Annotated in this window: 15 protein-coding genes; 4 read left to right on the top strand and 11 right to left on the bottom strand. The window is 65.5% G+C overall.

Annotated features, from left to right (window positions below):
• Window positions 1-3: 3 nt before the first annotated feature.
• Complete coding sequence (locus ACIQC5_RS19005; protein ID WP_400285920.1) at window positions 4-594, bottom strand: TetR/AcrR family transcriptional regulator; 591 nt, start codon at window positions 592-594, stop codon at window positions 4-6.
• 122 nt (window positions 595-716) lie between these two features.
• On the opposite strand from ACIQC5_RS19005, the gene ACIQC5_RS19000 reads away from it, so the two are divergent.
• The 4 genes from ACIQC5_RS19000 to ACIQC5_RS18985 all read left to right on the top strand — a co-directional run bounded on the left by ACIQC5_RS19000 (window position 717) and on the right by ACIQC5_RS18985 (window position 5,514).
• Complete coding sequence (locus tag ACIQC5_RS19000) at window positions 717-2,792, top strand: primary-amine oxidase (RefSeq protein ID WP_400285917.1); 2,076 nt, start codon at window positions 717-719, stop codon at window positions 2,790-2,792.
• Between the two features lie 16 nt (window positions 2,793-2,808).
• Window positions 2,809-3,258, top strand: coding sequence for a hypothetical protein (locus tag ACIQC5_RS18995; protein WP_400285914.1), 450 nt, complete (start codon window positions 2,809-2,811; stop codon window positions 3,256-3,258).
• Between the two features lie 173 nt (window positions 3,259-3,431).
• Window positions 3,432-4,727: an APC family permease gene (locus ACIQC5_RS18990; RefSeq protein ID WP_400285911.1), complete on the top strand. Its 1,296-nt coding sequence runs from the start codon at window positions 3,432-3,434 to the stop codon at window positions 4,725-4,727.
• On the top strand, window positions 4,702-5,514 hold the full coding sequence (locus tag ACIQC5_RS18985) for a hypothetical protein (RefSeq protein ID WP_400285909.1): 813 nt from the start codon (window positions 4,702-4,704) through the stop codon (window positions 5,512-5,514). The genes ACIQC5_RS18990 and ACIQC5_RS18985 overlap by 26 nt, the downstream gene beginning before the upstream one ends.
• A gap of 110 nt (window positions 5,515-5,624) precedes the next feature.
• Here the strand turns inward: ACIQC5_RS18985 and ACIQC5_RS18980 are convergent, their stop codons facing one another.
• Genes ACIQC5_RS18980 through ACIQC5_RS18935 form a run of 10 tightly spaced genes read right to left on the bottom strand, consistent with a single transcriptional unit; the run spans window position 5,625 to window position 15,486 of the window.
• Window positions 5,625-6,851: a pyridoxal phosphate-dependent aminotransferase gene (locus ACIQC5_RS18980; RefSeq protein WP_400285906.1), complete on the bottom strand. Its 1,227-nt coding sequence runs from the start codon at window positions 6,849-6,851 to the stop codon at window positions 5,625-5,627.
• A 43-nt stretch (window positions 6,852-6,894) separates the two neighbouring features.
• Window positions 6,895-7,833, bottom strand: a complete 939-nt coding sequence (locus ACIQC5_RS18975) for a PASTA domain-containing protein (protein ID WP_400285903.1) — start codon at window positions 7,831-7,833, stop codon at window positions 6,895-6,897.
• Window positions 7,830-8,681, bottom strand: coding sequence for a PASTA domain-containing protein (locus ACIQC5_RS18970; protein WP_400285901.1), 852 nt, complete (start codon window positions 8,679-8,681; stop codon window positions 7,830-7,832). The genes ACIQC5_RS18975 and ACIQC5_RS18970 overlap by 4 nt, the downstream gene beginning before the upstream one ends.
• Window position 8,682: 1 nt before the next feature.
• Window positions 8,683-9,159, bottom strand: a complete 477-nt coding sequence (locus ACIQC5_RS18965; protein ID WP_400285898.1) for a hypothetical protein — start codon at window positions 9,157-9,159, stop codon at window positions 8,683-8,685.
• On the bottom strand, window positions 9,152-9,712 hold the full coding sequence (locus ACIQC5_RS18960; protein ID WP_400285895.1) for a phage tail protein: 561 nt from the start codon (window positions 9,710-9,712) through the stop codon (window positions 9,152-9,154). Before ACIQC5_RS18960 ends, ACIQC5_RS18965 begins: the two co-directional genes overlap by 8 nt.
• The gene (locus ACIQC5_RS18955; RefSeq protein ID WP_400285893.1) at window positions 9,705-12,350 is read right to left on the bottom strand and encodes a putative baseplate assembly protein; all 2,646 of its coding nucleotides are present in this window, start codon (window positions 12,348-12,350) and stop codon (window positions 9,705-9,707) included. Before ACIQC5_RS18955 ends, ACIQC5_RS18960 begins: the two co-directional genes overlap by 8 nt.
• Window positions 12,347-12,781 carry a GPW/gp25 family protein gene (locus ACIQC5_RS18950; RefSeq protein WP_400285890.1) on the bottom strand — a complete coding sequence of 145 codons (435 nt, stop codon included), beginning with the start codon at window positions 12,779-12,781 and terminating at the stop codon, window positions 12,347-12,349. The genes ACIQC5_RS18955 and ACIQC5_RS18950 overlap by 4 nt, the downstream gene beginning before the upstream one ends.
• A 13-nt stretch (window positions 12,782-12,794) precedes the next feature.
• Window positions 12,795-13,133, bottom strand: a complete 339-nt coding sequence (locus tag ACIQC5_RS18945) for a hypothetical protein (protein WP_400285887.1) — start codon at window positions 13,131-13,133, stop codon at window positions 12,795-12,797.
• An 18-nt stretch (window positions 13,134-13,151) separates the two neighbouring features.
• Entirely contained in the window at window positions 13,152-14,672 is a 1,521-nt protein-coding gene (locus ACIQC5_RS18940) for a phage baseplate assembly protein V (RefSeq protein ID WP_400285885.1), read from the bottom strand.
• Between the two features lie 55 nt (window positions 14,673-14,727).
• Entirely contained in the window at window positions 14,728-15,486 is a 759-nt protein-coding gene (locus tag ACIQC5_RS18935) for a hypothetical protein (RefSeq protein ID WP_400285882.1), read from the bottom strand.
• Between the last annotated feature and the right edge of the window lie 1,067 nt (window positions 15,487-16,553).

The following is a 16,553-nucleotide window of genomic DNA, read 5'->3' as shown; positions in this document are numbered from 1 at the left end:
AAGCTACGCGGACAGCAGCGTGAGGTAGTTGTCCAGCTGCGCTGCGAGATCGAGCGAGAAGTGCTCGGCGGGTGACAGCGCTGCGACGATCTGCGCGCCGAGCATCATGTTGAGCAGGTGATCGGCGACGGCGGCGTCCCCGATGGGGGCTTTGATCTCACCGGCCGCCCGGGCTGCTGCGCTATGGGCCGTAATGGTGGAGTGCCATTGGTTCATGGACTCGGCATGCAAGGCTGCCATATCGGCGTCGTTGAGTGCTTTCTGCCAGAACGGGATCACGATCCGCGCTTCGTTCACGCGCTCCTCATCCAGCGGCAGGACTTCGGCGCAGAAAGCGCGCAGCGCGGCCAGGCCGGTCAAGCCCGAGGTGGTGGCGTCGATGCGCTGGTTGGTCCGGTTGAAAACGTGCCCGAAAGCGGACGTCAGCAGCAGGTCCTTGGTGGGGAAGTAGGGCTTCAGGGCCCCATTGGCGAATCCGGCTTCGATGGCGATTTCCCGCATGGTGGCGCCTTCGATGCCGAGCCTTGCGATGATCCGCCACGTTGCGTCGACCAGTTCGAGACGTCGTTGATCGTGGTCGACAATCTTGGGCACTGTGTGGGCTCCTGGAGAAATATTTAGCGGAAAGGTCTTGTGACTCATCTTACGTTTTGGTTATTCTCTACACCTATAGAAAATAAATCCTGACCCATGCAGGTCCCGGACAAGAGGCAGCCATGACGCCCACAGCAACTCAGACAGCAACCGATGCCGCCGCCATTGCGGAAACACAGTACCGCCTGGCAACGAGCGCCGAAATCACCGAAGTGCAGGGCATCCTTCAGGCCGCGGGACACCTTGGTGCAGGGAAGCGGATTGCGTACATGGGGCTGGTGGATCCGTCGCGAGGCGGCGCCGGAACCGCGGACGCCGCCGGAACCGCGGACGCCGCAAACCAAGCAGGCCAGGCAAAAGAGGACCGTCGCTTCCGCATCTTCATCCATGACATCTCCGGCGGAGCCCCTGCAGACGTCCTGGTCTCGGTAACCCGCGGCGAGATCCTGTCCGTAACAGAACTGGACACCAAAGTCTCCGGCGAACTCCCCGTGCTGGAGGAGGAGTTCGAGGTGGTGGAGACGCTCCTCGCCACGGATGAGCGGTGGCTGGCCGCCCTTGCCGCCCGCGATCTGGATGTCGCCAAGGTCCGCGTTGCACCACTGTCCGCAGGTGTCTTTGAGTACCAGGAAGAACGTGGCCGCCGCATCCTCCGCGGCCTGGCCTTCGTGCAGGATTTCCCGGAGGACAGTGCTTGGGCCCACCCCGTGGACGGGCTCGTGGCCTACGTGGATGTGGTCAACAAGGAAGTCACCCAGGTGATCGATCTTGGCACCATGCCGATCCCGGAAGAGCATGGAAACTACACGGACCCCGAACTGACCGGCCCGCTCCGCACCACCCAGAGGCCGATCAGCATTACGCAGCCCGAGGGGCCCAGCTTCACCGTGAGCGGCGGCAACCATGTTGAGTGGGAAAAGTGGAGCGTGGACGTCGGCTTCGATGTCCGCGAGGGAGTTGTCCTCCACAACCTGGCCTTCCAGGATGGCGACAAGAAGCGTCCCATCATCAAACGTGCCTCCATCGCCGAGATGGTGGTTCCCTATGGCGATCCCTCGCCCATCCGGTCTTGGCAGAACTACTTCGACACCGGCGAATACCTCGTAGGCCAGTACGCCAACTCGCTTGAACTCGGCTGTGATTGCCTCGGCGATATCACCTACCTCAGTCCCGTCATCAGCGATGCTTTCGGCAACCCCCGCGAAATCCGCAACGGCATCTGCATGCACGAGGAAGACTGGGGCATCCTGTCCAAGCACTCCGACCTCTGGACCGGCATCAACTACACCCGCCGCAACCGCCGCCTGGTGATCTCCTTCTTCACCACCATCGGCAACTACGACTACGGCTTCTACTGGTACCTCTACCTGGACGGCACCATCGAGTTTGAGGCCAAGGCCACCGGCGTCGTGTTCACCAGCGCGTTTCCGGAAGGCGGCTCGGACAACATCTCGCAGCTGGCACCCGGTCTCGGCGCACCCTTCCACCAGCACCTCTTCAGCGCCCGTCTGGACATGGCGATCGACGGCTTCACCAACCGCGTGGAGGAAGAAGATGTGGTCCGGCAGGCCATGGGCGAAGGCAATGAGCGCGGCAACGCCTTCTCCCGCAAGCGCACTGTGTTGTCCCGGGAATCGGAGGGTGTCCGCGAAGCCGACGCACGCGCAGGCCGTACCTGGATCATCTCCAACCCCGAGTCCAGGAATCGCCTCGGCGAGCCCGTGGGATACAAGCTCCACTCCCAGAACCAGCCCACACTGTTGGCTGACCCTGGCTCCTCCATCGCGAAGCGGGCCGCCTTCGCCACCAAGGACGTGTGGGTCACCCGTTACGCCGACGAGGAGCGCTACCCCACCGGCGACTTTGTGAACCAGCACTCCGGCGGCGCAGGCCTCCCGGCCTACATCGCCCAGGATCGCGACATTGACGGCCAGGACATCGTCCTGTGGCATACCTTCGGCCTCACGCATTTCCCGCGCGTGGAGGACTGGCCCATCATGCCCGTGGACACCGTTGGCTTCAAACTCCGGCCGGAGGGCTTCTTCGACCGCAGCCCCGTGCTGGATGTCCCGGCCAACACCTCCGGCTCGAGCTGCCACAGCTCCGCCGGCACGGTCGCCACCGAGGCGGACAGCGCCGCCGCTGCGGATGAACATGGCGATGCCTCCGGCTCAGGTCAGCACGGCCACTGCCACTAAACGGATCCTCGGACACATGACCACGACGACGGGACGGGTCCGGTCAACCGGGCCCGTCCTCCATCCCCGGATCTGCGCAGCCCTCACCGCGGTGTCATGCGCCGTGCACCTCTGGCTCGCGGCCTCGGGACACCACGGCGCATGGCTCGGGATTCTCATGATCGGGCTGGCAGCCGTCTGCGTCCCGTGCACTGTCCACATTTGGCGCCACAGCCGGGTCGGGGCACTCCATCAAGTGACCGGCGTGGCCATTGCCATGGTGGGACTCCATGCCATCCTGCTGCTGGGAGCGGGCGGCGCCGGACACGCCCATGCCGGGCCGCCGACGTCGAACGTTGTTGATACCTCCGGCGCCGCCGGACTGTTGCTGGTCATCGGACTGGAAATCACGACGGCGTTGCTGGCCGCGACGCTGGTGGCCCGCCTGCGGCGTGCCCGGACGGCCGGCGCCCCTGTAGCTTCCTGACCTTCTTTGCCGCCGGAGCGGCCGGAATCCACCTCCACCTGGTTGAATTCCGGCCGCCAAAGATTCAAACAAGGTCAACCAGCTACAGCCCCACAGAAATTCGGCAGGATATTGCCCCCAGCAGGCAGTTTCCCCGCTTGTTGCTGTCACACCGAATACTGTTCAGTGGGAGAGTGAATAAAGCTGTCAGTACTTCGGGTCTGGGACTCTTCCGCGCAACAGGCATTTATGTAGGTGCCATTCTGGGCTCCGGCGTGCTGGTGCTTCCCGCCATCGCCGCCCAAGTAGCGGGTCCGGCGTCGTTGTTGGCCTGGGCCCTGCTGTTGGTGTTTTGCACGCCGGTGGCCTTCAGCTTCGCGGAGATGTCCAGGCAACAGCCCGACGCCGGTGGGATCGCTACGTTCGTGACCCGCGCTTTCGGGCAGCGGGCTTCAGTTGTGGCCGGTTACCTCTTCTACTTCGCCATCCCGTTCGGGGCGCCCGCCACCGCGGTAATCGGCGGGGAGTACATCGCACATGCCATGGGCGGCGGCCGGGAGACCGCACTGATCGCCGCCGGGTTCATTCTGGCGGCAGGATTCGTGAGCAACGCGGTGGGGATCCGGGTCTCCAGCAAACTGCAACTCTTCCTGATGGTTCTGCTCGTGGCGTTGCTTGCGCTCGCCGTAGCCGTGGCGGCACCCCACGCGAAGGCAGGGAACTTCGTGCCCTTCGCTCCCCATGGTTTCTGGGCCGTGGGCGGGGCAGCCAGCCTGCTGTTCTTCTGCTTCGCCGGGTGGGAGGCCGTGACGCATCTAGCCGCCGAATTCCGCAACCCCGAGCGCGACCTCAAACGGGCAACCTGGCTGACACTCGTGGTGGTTGGCGTTGTTTACATCGGACTCGTGGCGGCGTGTGTTGCCGTCCTTGGCCCCGGACTTGCAGGAAGCACTGTGCCGGTGGCCGAGTTGCTGGCCAAGGGACTTGGACCCGCTGCAGCTCCGGTGACTGCCGTGGCGGCGGCCGTCCTGACGTTTGGGCCGCTCAATACTTTCGTGGCCGGCGCCAGCAAGCTCGGTGCCAGGCTGGCGTCCGACGGCGTGCTGCCGCGGCCTCTTGCGCGCGGCGTTGCCCCGGGCGAAGTGCCCTCTGTGAGCCTCGCTTCGCTGGCAATCATGACCTCAATCTCCTTCGCGCTGGCCGGTGCCGGCCTGCTCAGCATGGAGTTCCAGATCGGCGCTGCGTCTGCATGCTTCACGGCCGTGACCGCGTTCGGGCTGGCGGCAGGCGTGCTCCTGTTGCCCCGCGGAACCGCAGCCTGGTACGGGGTGATCGTGGCCGCCGTCGTGATGCTCGTGGTCCTGTTGTTCAGTGGCTGGGCCTTGGTGGTTCCAGCCGCGCTGGGCGCCGCGGCATTCTGGGCGGGGCGCTTGTATTTGAAACCCCCGGTGCCACAATTGAGCCATGGCCGCAGCGTGGTCAATTCGTGAGGGGTTCCGCAGCGGACCAGACCCTGATGCCCTGCGCCGTCCCTTCTTCATCGCAGCCGTTGTTGTCTTCGCCGCAGTAGTCCTGGCAGAGGTGGGGATGTCGCTCCTGCTCGGCGGGACCGCCGTCGACCCCGTCACTGCAGGCGACGCCAACAAACTGGGCGTTCCGCTCGATGTGTTCCTCAAAACGCAGCGGGCCGACGCCGAACCTCCCGGGGCCGGGATCGGGTTCCTGGCGTTCCTGGATGGCCTGCTGCTCTTCACGGTGGTGATGCTGGGGCTCAGCCTGATCATGGATCTTCGAACCTATGGCCGGATCCAAGGGATCACAACGTTCATCGTCACGCTCTTGTGGGTTATCGCGGCGTTCCTGACCGCAATGTTGGCTTTGGCGAAACTGTTCCTGATGTTTGGCCTGTTTGTGGCGACGCCATTTGGAACCATCGCGTATTTGGCGCTGTGGGGGAGCTTCCCGACTGGTCAGGCCGCCGCGATCCTTGGCTTGCTCCTGGTGCTCAAAATCGTGTTTGCCGTGCTGCTGATCCTGAGCCAACCCAAGTTCCTCAAGGTCACTGGCCTGGTGGTGTTGCTGCTGGTTTCAGTTCTGCTTCAGGTGATCCTGGGACTGATCCACGACTTCCTGCCCGGGCCGCTGGTGTCCATTGGAGATCAGTTCTGGGCGTTGATCACGGTGGTGGTGGCGCTCGTGTGGGCACTCATCATGCTGATCGCGTCCATCCCGGCGATCATCAACGCCCTGCGCGTGAGCGGCTCTGCGGGGGACTAGCCTTGCCACCAGTCCGGTGACTTCGCGGGAATCCTGCCAATTCGCATGGAAGTTTCCCCACGAACGGGCAGCATTCCCGCTACTTCGAGCCAACTCACAGCGATCGGACGTTAGTCCACCGGGCGGTTCCGGTACGCAGCCAGGAAGTGCGAGATCCGTCGCACGGCTTCCTCGATGTCCTCCACGGCCGGCAGGATCACGAAGCGGAAGTGGTCCGGCGTGGGCCAGTTGAAGGCCGTGCCGTGCGAGATCAGGATCTTTTGCTCCTGCAGTAGTTGCAGGACGAATTTCTCATCCGAGGCGATGGGGTAGATCTCCGGATCAAGCCGGGGGAACAGGTACATGGCACCGGCAGCCGGGACACACGAGACACCCGGAATGGCGGTCAACAGTTTCCATGCCAGGTCCCGTTGCTCGCGCAGCCGGCCGCCGGGACGAATGAGGGCCTCGATGCTTTGGTAGCCGCCAAGGCACGTTTGGATGGCATGTTGGGCGGGAACATTGGCGCACAGCCGCAGCGAGGCCAGCAGTTCCAGCGACTCCCGGTAGGCCGCGGTCGCCGTCAACGGACCAGTGACTGCAACCCACCCGGCCCGGTAGCCGGGCATGCGGTACGCCTTGGATAACCCGCTGAACGTCAGGACGCATACGTCCTCGGCCACGGCGGCCGTGTGGATGTGCGGGGCACTGACGTAGCGGATTTTCTCGTAGATCTCGTCGGAGAACAGCACAAGATCGTGCTTGCGGGCCAATGCGGCGAACTGCTCCAGGATGTGCCGGGGGTAGACGGCGCCGGTGGGGTTGTTCGGGTTGATGATCACGATCCCGCGGGTGCGCGGGGTGATCTTGGCTTCGACGTCAGCCATGTCCGGCCACCAATTCTCGTCCTCGTCGCACAGGTAGTGCACGGCCTGTCCGCCGGTCAAGGTCACGGCCGCAGTCCACAGCGGGTAGTCCGGGGCAGGTACGAGAATTTCGTCGCCGTTCTCCATGAACGCCTGCAACGTCATGGAAATCAGCTCACTGACGCCGTTGCCAATGAAGACGTCCTCGACGCCGATGGTCATCAGCCCGCGCGTTTGGTAGTACTGCGAAATGGCGGTCCGGGCGGAGAAGATGCCCTTGGAGTCGCTGTAACCCTGCGCGCCGCGAAGGTGGTGGATCATGTCCACCACCACGGACTCCGGCGCCTCCAGCCCGAACGGCGCTGTGTCCCCGAGGTTCATCTTGAGGATCCGGTGCCCCTCGGCTTCCATGGCCTTGGCAGCCTGGAGGATGGGACCACGGAGTTCGTAGCGGACGTTCTGGAGTTTGCTGGAGGATTGCATCGGACGCATGGTTGATCTTTTCACGGCGCGGGCCTTGCGGGACAAACCGGCATCACGGGTTCAGTTTGATGACGCACAGCTCGGGATTGACCTTGCACATGTTGAACGGAGGGTCAATGATCGGGCCAAAGCGCGGCTCGGCTCGCACCAGGACAAGCGCGTTGACGTTGACCTTGCTGCCGACATCAGGATTCACTCCCACCACAACGCAGGGTCGGAAGAGCGGCTCAAACGCCGAAGAGGTGCACGTGGAGCCCTGGGTGAAGTCGAGCTGCAGTTTGGCGGCGAGGAATGCTGCCTTGGCGTCCTCGATCCTGGATCCGAGGACGGCCGGAACTGTGGCCCTGACCGGCACCGCGATTTCGAGGTTCACAGTGCTGCCGCGGCCCACCTTTTCGCCGCCGGCGGGGCTTTGGTTCACCACGGTGCCCTCGGGTGAGGCGCTCTCGACCTGACTGGTGGCGGCCTTGAACCCGGCGTCGGTGATGATCTGCACGGCTTCGGCTTGCGGCTTGGTTTTCACGTCCGGAACGTTGGCGTCCTTGAACAGGAAGAACAGGATCACGCCGATCACAGCCAGCAGCACCACGCCGCCGATGATCACCCACAGCCACGGGAACCCCGGGGTCGGCTTTGGCTTTTCTGCCGGTTTGGGCACCACCAGCGTGACCACCTTGGCTTGGTCGGCGTAGTCCTCGGGGGCGTCGTCGGCGGAGTAGGCGATCAGCTTCACCGGGTAGCTGCCTTCGGCGGCCCCCGCGGTGTCGAACTGGACAACGTACTGCTCGGTGGCCCCTGCGGCGATGACCCGCAGCGGGTTGGGGATAGTGGTGTACGTGCTCGACGGCGGATTGGTCACCTGCCCGGGGAAGGCGCCCAGCACCACGCGCTCTGGTTCCGTGGAGCCGTTGGTGACTGAGGCCGTGATGGATCCCTTCCCGTCCTTCAGTTCGACGTCGTACGAGCTCAGGGTCATGGTGATGGTTGTCATGGCACAACTAGTCCTATGATCGCGGCGATGTGGATGTTGACGTTGGTACCGGGCGGAACCTGGGTCCCTTCTGCGGGGTTTTGCACCAGGACGGTTCCTGCGGGGGCTGAGCTGGACACGATGTTGATGCTGACGGTGAGGCCGGCCCGTTCCAGGCGTTGGGTGGCTTCCTGTTGCTGAAGCCCCACCACGTTGGGCACGGTGACGGTATCCGGTGCGGAGATTTCGATGGTGACGATGGATCCCTTGTCTGTCTGGCTTCCGCCTCTGGGGTCTTGGCGGACGACGGTTCCCGGCGCAGAGTCGCTCTGCACGTTGGTGCTGGCGATTGCGTAGCCGGCATCAAGGAGCACTTGCCGTGCTTCTGCTTCCGGCCGGCCTTCAACGTTGGGCACGCCGCCGGGTCGCAGCAGGAACCACAGCGTTGCTGCGACCGCCACCAGCACCACGGCGCCGATGATGACCCACAGCCAAGGGAAGGGCCGGGCTGGCGGCGTCACCGGTACCGGGGTAGCTGTGACCACCAAAGTGACTATGTGGGCTTGGTCCGCGTAGTCCTCGGGGGCGTCATCCGCGGAGTAGGCGATGAGCTTGACCTGGTAGCTGCCCACTGCAGCCCCCGTGGTGTCGAAGCTGACGAGGTATTGTTCAGTGGCGCCCGGGCCGATGGTCCGGAGCGGATTCTGGATCCCGGCATACGTTGGCCCGCCTGACTCGCCCACAGGGAATGCGCCCAGCACCACACGCAGCGGCTGGGTACCCGTGTTGGAAGCCGAGGCCGTCAGGGAACCTTTGCCATCCTTGAGTTCCACCGTGGGTGAGCTCAGAGTCAGGGTAATACTGGTCATCTCAGCCCCCGGCTTCCTGAAGCTGCAGCACGCAGTTTCCTATCGCCCGGCACGTAATGACCAACTGGCCGCCGGACGTTCCGAAGGTCAGGTCCACGCTCTTCCCCGGGCCGGACTCCTGTTCCGTCCGCGTACCCTCCACCAAAAGGGCCACGGTCACTGCCTGCAGCGGGGCCAGCCTTGCCCGCTTGGTGGGCGGTCCGAAGTCAAACAGTCCGCCACCGAATTCCTTCACTTCGAACACGCACGCACCGGCCACCACCAGTTGGGTGTTCGAGGCAGAGCACGAGCCGCCTTGCACGGACAGGTCCGCCGCCGTGAGCTTCCCACCCTTTGCGGCATCGGAGAATCCGCCCTGCCAGTCGGCTGCGGCGTCGTCATTCCCGCCTCCGCAGCTCACCCCGAACACAAGGATCAGCACTGCGATCACTCCACAGGCGATCACCACGATGATGGGCGTGCGGTTCTCCTTATTCATCCTTGGCACCGTTCGTCGCTGACTCCGTCCGCAGGGCGATCTCATCAGTCACGTGCGCCGGTTTCACGCCGTTGACGATCCGCCGGACCAACTCCAACTGCCCGGCTGCTTCAGCCGGGACAAGCACCCTGATGTGGAAGGCACCCGGGACGGATTCGACGTCGAAACCAGACACTCCCGTGGCGAGGTGCAGGAAGCGGGTGAGCCCGTCCACGGTGCCACGGCGGGCGGACAACTGCGCGGCGGCGGCGATCAGGTCCCGCTGCCGGCTGACGGGAACCGCGGCAGAACCGGTGCCCGCCTCGCCGGCGCCGGGCATGGTCAGCCAGTCCAGATCCACCCAGCGGGACAGGAAAGGAATCAACGACGACGGCGCGCGCCCCGGATCGGGCACGGTATGGATGCGGTCCAAGACGTGCCGGACGGGCCGGTGCAGATCCTCGGCCACGGCGAGCAGAGCCTGCATCGGAGCACTCGTATCCGCGGCCACCTGGAACACCTCGGGCAGGACCCTGAGCAGCTTGGACTCCGTGGGCCTGAACACGTCAGCCATTGCCGTGGACCACCTCGATCCTGTGGTCGCCGGAGCAGAACAGCCAGGTATCGGGCAGGGTCACAACATCGTCCACCACCCGCCGCGTGCAGCTTTCCCATTTCACGGCGTTGTCAGTGCTGCGGTACACGCCTTTGGGACCCGCGGCCAGCACCAAAGCTTTCCCACCGGGGAGGATTGCCCCGGACACGGATTTGACCGGTTCGAACCGGGTCCGGTCGCGCAAGGGAAGGTTGCAGTTCACGTCGGGCACGCTCCATTGGGCCGACGCCTGGCCCAGTTGGAGCCGCAGCACGCCCCCACTCTGGGTAGCGGCGTAAGCGGCGTTGCCCATGACGTGCACGCCCCAGCAACTGCCGCCGGTCCACCCCGCACTGAACTGCTCCCATGAATTCATCAGGGCAGCATCGAATTGCGTGCGCGCCAGTTCGTCGATCTTCAGCCGCAGGCATCCCGTCCCGGTGCCCTCAGGCACGGCGCGGCCGAGCCACACATAGCTCGCACCGCCGTCGTACTGGACCGTCAGGCAGCGGATGTCCTCGCCGGCCGCTTTAACCTGCTTGAAACTGCCGGCGGTCCCGGCGTCGGGAGAAAGCCAGACGCCAGCGGACGCTTCGGCCGCCACCACAACCCCAGTCCGGCCGCGGATATCCACCAGGGCATCCACGGCGTAGAAGCCGCGGTCAGGCTGGCTCGTATCCACCACGTTCTGGACGGGAATGGCACCTGTGCTGACGGGAAGTTCGTACAGTCCGCGCTCGCCGGCCAACAGCAAAAGCGGCTCTCCTTGGCGGTCCACCCAACACAAGTCGGCGACGACGAATCCCAACTCGGCTGCCTTCCGCCACGATTCGCCGAGGTCCTCGCTGATGTAAATGCGGGAACCCGTGGGCGTGACCGTGCTGACGGCAACCATGCCGGGGTGGCCTTCCGGGCCAACACGGCCTGGTGCGGGGGAACGGAAGGGGGCGATCGAGCGAACCGTCTCGTCACCGACCTCGCCCTCGCCGGCACTACCGTCACGGTCGGCGTCGTTGCCAAACTCCGCGCAGGCTTCCCACCCATCGGCGGCATTCGTGGTGCGGAACAGCATGCCGTCCTGGGCTACGAACCATGTGTTGTCCTGGCCCTCGGCTTGCACCAAAGCCATGGCATCCGTGTCAGGAACCTTGTCCACTTCCAGCCTGACGCGGTCCACATACTGCACGCCCGGCTCGGCTTCCTCCATGGCGCGGTACAGGTTGGAGACGCGCAGCGGCCTGCCGAAGCCTGAACCATAGGAGGACGCATCCGAGCTCAGGGGGCTGATGCCTTCAGACAGACGGCCCACGATCCGGGACTTCACGGCCTCGGCATCCTCATCGGGACGAACAACGATCCGCGCGTCCACCAGCACCTGCTTGTAGAGGCCCCAGCGCACTACAGGCTCGGCGCCTACCGTGGACCGCCTGCGAAGATATTGTTCCACCTCAAGCCGCACTTCGTCCCGTGCATGCGATTCGAGTTCGGCCGCCCTCAGCGGCTGCTCCGAACCCGCTCGCGCCCCTGGAACGAAGGGCACCAGAACTACCTCCACCTCGCCAGGCCGGGCAAAGGCCCACAGGTCCTTGCGGGTGAAGGCCCTGGCACGGGCAACGCCGCCGTGCCGCCGGGCCAGGACCTCATAGTCGCGAACGGTGACAGCACGATCGCGGGCCTGGAAATCCTGCGGCGCGCGCCTGAGTGCGTTGTCCAAGGATTCGCCGTCCCGGCCACCGGTTGCGGGCTCCGGATTGGTCACCTTGGCACCAGGAACGGGCGTGCGCAGCACCGTCAGCTGGCCCGCGCCGACATTGCCGGCCGCGCCACCGCCACTCCGATACCAGGCGCGGACCTCTGCGCCCGGGCCCGGAACCAGCGGCTCTTGCCCGGTCTCCGTCCGCCCTGCGGACTCTTCGTCCCACCAGGCGAACATCGCGACGCCGGCACTCCGGTCAATGCGCACCGGCATCTCCCCGGGCCGAGCGTCGGCAAACGCCTCCACTTCCTTGCAATACCGGAACGGCTTGCCGTCCACCAGCACAGCCTCGCCACTGCTTAACCGCGTCCCCGCCGGAACCTCGACGGCGATTGCCAAGCCAGCGCCCGAGACGATCGGGGCGTTGGGGATCACAAAGCTTTGGCCGGGCCTGCCGGTGCCCGAACCGATCGGCACGGCGTCGTACAAGGTGACATCGGCTGCCGGGACCACCACGGTGGCCTTGCCGGACGCCAAAGTGGCTGCCGCCGTCGTCGTAAAGACCGGCTGGGGCGAGCCTGGCACACCGGGTGGGCAGCTGACCTGGGTGCCCCGGGGGATACGGATTTCCTGATCACCCGCTGAGGCGCGGCTGAATTCAAGCATGGTTTCGGCCGTGCTCGGCGGGTAGAGCGAGGTGCCCAGGAGGTTCAAGTAGACGGCGTAGAGCTTGTCCGGCACACGGTTGAGCCGGTACATGAGCGTGTCCGTGAGGTAGGCGAAGGCCTCGATGATGGTGATGCCGGGGTCGTGGACGGAGAGGTCGGTCCACTCCGGAGCGATCTGCTGGATGCGTTCGCGCGCACCGGCCACAAGGTCCGCGAAGCTGCGGTCGTCCAGATTGGGCACGGGGATACTCATGCTGTGCCTCCGGATTCCACAGGCAGGGCGATGGCAATCTCGTCCTCAAGTTGGGTCGTGCGGACGCGGTACTTCAACCGGACCTCCAGCACTTCGGGGTCCGCAGGAGATCTCGAGGCATCCAAGGATAAGACCGTGATGCGGCGTTCCCACTGCTCCACGGCCCTTGCAACATAGTGAATCGCAAGACCGGCGGTGGTGTCGTCGGCCGGGGCAAACGCGAGCCGAAACAGGTGGCAACCGTACGTCGGACGGTTCACGCGCTCGCCGGGCCTGGTGCTCAGCAACAGAAGAAGTGCCTGGCGGACCGAGGCCGCATCCGTCACCGTGGCGAGCCTGCCGGACGGCGTGATCCGCAGCCCGGGGATTCCAGCGCTGGCGTCGAAATCCGGGTGGATGAACGCCACGGACTTGTAGCGCGGGGTGCTCATGTCAGTCCCTTGCTCATGACCCGGCACCCACGAACGTTTGCCCCGGGCGGCGGACGTTGTACTTGACCGCGCCCGGAGGCGTACCGTCAGTGAAGCCCTCCACCGTGTCCAGACACACCGCCTTGCCGCCGATGGAGATGAACGTTGAATAGCCCTTGGTCACCGGCATCGTCTTGTTGCAGGGTTTGATGTTGATGCCGATATGGGGGCACATACTGATGTCCCGGCCTTGGGGATCGTTATCCACAAGGATGGGGGACTCGTGGACGCGCACCCATTCCTGCGACGGCACGTTCTCCACCTTGCCGTCGTGCCCGCACCGCAGGATCGCTTCCTTGACCAGGATCCTCATGGCGTCTGAGCCCCCATTTCAGGCCTCCTCGAAGTCGACGGATTTGGCACGGATCTTCATGGCTTTGCCTGGAGCCTCGAGGACCAGATCCGTGGCGGCAGTGATGCGGAGCTTGTCAGGCCCCAGCTCAACAGAGGAGCCATGGCCATCCGTGAAGCTGACGGTGCGGGCGCCGCTGTCGAGCACTATCTGTTGACCATCCGCACTGCGGAAGGTGTAGCGGCTGTTCCTGTCACTGCGGACCTGGCTGTCCGGCGTCTGTTCGCTGCCGTACAGGCCGCCCAGGATGACGGCATGGGCCGGATCAGTGGCAGGGAGGAGAACCAGCACGTTGTCCCCGGGAGCCGGCGGGACCACCAGTCCTTTGCCCGGACCTGCGCCCGCAGTCACTACAGGAGCCCACGCTGTTTGGAGATCGGGGTAAGCGGGGAGCCTCACCTGTGCACGGCCGCGGGCATCGGGATCGTCTACGTCAGTGACGACCCCGAGCGTAAAGACGTCCGGTCGTCGTTCAGGGACGGGGCTGGGCGGCCGCGTGGTCAGGGTGGTCTCGTAGCCGGTTCCGTCCAGACGATGCGCGGCGCTCGCGATCAGGTACGTTCCCTCGACGGACGGGGCCACCCCCTTGATGCGCACCCTTCCTCCTGCGCGCAGCCGGGGATTGCCTTCCGCGACGAAGACGCCCGTGACCTGGCCGGCCACCTTGGTGTCCAGCTCGGCCTTGGCCAATCCGTCCGCGAGCGCCGTGGAGTCCAGAACCTCGTTGTCCCTCCGGAGGTCACCCCCTGCGCCCACGCTGGCCAAGGCAGGATCGGCCGCGACGTGGGCTTTGGCATCGCTGCTTGATGTCCCGGCATGGTGGATGGAAGCATCCTCGGCACGCCAGCCGTTGGTTTTGGCGCCCGCATACGCCGGTTCCTGGCTGAGCTCGATCTCCGCTGAATGAAGGGACGCCCCAAGCGTGAGCTCCAAAGGTTCGCCTTCGCCGTCGAGTCCGGTGAGTCTCAAAGCGCCGTCATGAACCACGGGGTAGGCGCCCACGCGGGCGCTCTGCTCCACCAGCAGGCTGAGGTCGGAACGGGCACATTGGTACACCTCGCCCAGCCGTTCGCCGCCGCCCACCACATCCAGCCCGGTGCCTTCGCAGAGATTCCTTGCGAGCCCTGCGAGGGTCACGTCGCTGTGGAGCCTGGTGAACTGCCGCTTCCGCAGTCGGTGCAGGGCGTCATAGGCGCGGATGCGGATTTCCTGACCCAGGTCTGCCCCGTAGCTGTACTCCACCACCGTCACCTCGCCCACGAAGAGCGGAGTCCGTTGGCCGCCGAGCTCCACCCTGAGGGGATCCCCGGGCGCGGGATCCACGCCACCCCTCGCTGCCGCTGTGCGTCCGGGGCCCGGCCGCCAGCTGATGAGGCACTGCGCCGGGCGTGCCAGGGAACTGAGTACCTGGACGGAAACGATCGCCGCCGTTTCTGCCGTGGACAGTCTGCTCCGGCCGAGTGTGACGATGAGTTCGGGAAGGCCCTGGAGTTGCCTCATGGCGTTGCCCTCGCTGTGTTCCGTCTCATGGTGTTCCGTCTCAGGGTGTTCCGTCTCATGGCGTCTCGCCTACAGGCGGGACGGCGAGCGGTCCGCTGAAATGCGCGGGGTCGTCGATGTTGTTGTACTCCAGGAGCAGCTTCCACAGCAACGGTGTCCCGAAGGCCTCCACGGACAGTCGCCCCAGCTCAGCAGGGGGTACCTCGGGAAACAGCTCACCGCCGTCGGGCGTGGTTGCGTCCCGGTCCGTACTTCCGTCGCCGGTGACCGCCAGCGTGTCTACGGGCGGCGCCGTCAGGTCGACCGGAGGCAGCCGCAGCGCGAGCTCGTAATTCTCGCCGCCTTCCTCGTCGGCAGACTGGCCCACGCGCACGAAGACCATCCGCATCCAGGACCTGAGCGGCGAACCGTCCGGCGCGAAACGATCGAAGCGCTCCGCCACTTCGGTCACGATGCCCGGCACGTTCCACGCCCGGCCCCAGACAAACCTGACCGACGGCGGCCGGCGCTGCCGCTCCACCTCCGCACTGTTTTCTGCCAGAGCCCAGATCGGCCGGGTCATTTGCCTAACGTCCTGGACATGGAGCGACGCCGGCGCGAGGTCGACGTCGAACAACAGATCCAGCCGCAGCTCCGTGTGGCCGCCGCCTGTGAACAGCAGGGGATCGTCTGCCAGGCCGCTGCCGCTCAGTTTGCCGCCCGCACTTCTCCGGGGCTCCACTCCGGCCGAGCGCTGCATCACCACGGTTTCGGGGTTCAGGAGGCAGCCGAGGTGTTCCCCGGTGTCCTCGATCAGGAAGGCGACGCGTTCCATGTCAGACCGCCAACTGTTCGTCGTGCAGTCGGGCTTGGCGGTTGATGGCCTCAGTTACGGGTCTGGTTGGTAACTGCTGTTGCGTTGGCATCGTCCGAGGCGTGAGTTCCGGCCAGTTGCCGGTGAGCGGCGGCGCGGGTGTGTGGGGTTGGGTGCTGCTCGGGTGGCCCTGCGCTTCAATGCTGGGGCGACCATTGAGTTCAACTGCCTCGTGGGGGACACGTTGTGGGGCCCGCTCTGCGCCCCTATCTTGCTCTGAAGCGCGCACATCGGGCCCCGCAACGGGGGTGGGTTTGTGTTGTGGGGCCTGCTCTGCGCCCCTGTCTTGCTCTGAAGCGCGCACATCGGGCCCCGCAACGGGGGGTGTTCCCGATCGGTCGGGCCGGAGCTGCAGGGCAGGCGTGCGTTGTGGGGCCTGTTCTGCGTTCCTGTCTTGCTGTGAAGCGCGCACATCGGGCCCCGCAACGGGGGGTGTTCCCGACCGGTCGGGCCGGAGCCGCAGGGCAGGCGTGCGTTGTGGGGCCTGCTCTGCGTTCCTGTCTTGCTCTGAAGCGCGCACATCGGGCCCCGCAACGGGGGGTGTTCCCGACCGGTCGGGCCGGAGCGGCAGGGCAGGCGTGCGTTGTGGGGCCTGCTCTGCGTTCCTGTCTTGCTGTGAAGCGCGCAGAGCCGGCCCCGCAACGGAGGGTGATTCGGGGAATTGAGTGCTTGAGGACGCTAAAGACCCGTGGGCCAGGCGCGGGCCGGACTCGGGGGTTGCGCCTTGGGCAACGCGTTGTGAGGCCACCTTTGCGCCCCTGAACCGAGTCCAGAGGCGCAGAGCGGGCCCCACAACGGGCGGCGATGTGGGCGATCCGACGTGTGAGGCCTGGTGTGCGCCCCAAGATGGCGTGGAAGCGCGCAGAGTGGGCCCCGCAACGGGAGGGGCCAGCCCGGCGTCGCGCAGCAACTGGACCCAATGCTCGGGTGCACCTTCCGTGTTCAGGCCGCGCACCGACGACGAGTCGGGCGACGACGACGAGCCAGACGACGACGAGCCAGGCGACGACGAGCCAGGCGACGACGAG

The organism is Paenarthrobacter sp. NPDC092416 (assembly GCF_044755025.1).
GTDB lineage: Bacteria > Actinomycetota > Actinomycetes > Actinomycetales > Micrococcaceae > Arthrobacter.
The sequence above is the reverse complement of the archived record's forward strand: the minus strand, read 5'-3'. Positions and strand labels throughout refer to the sequence as shown.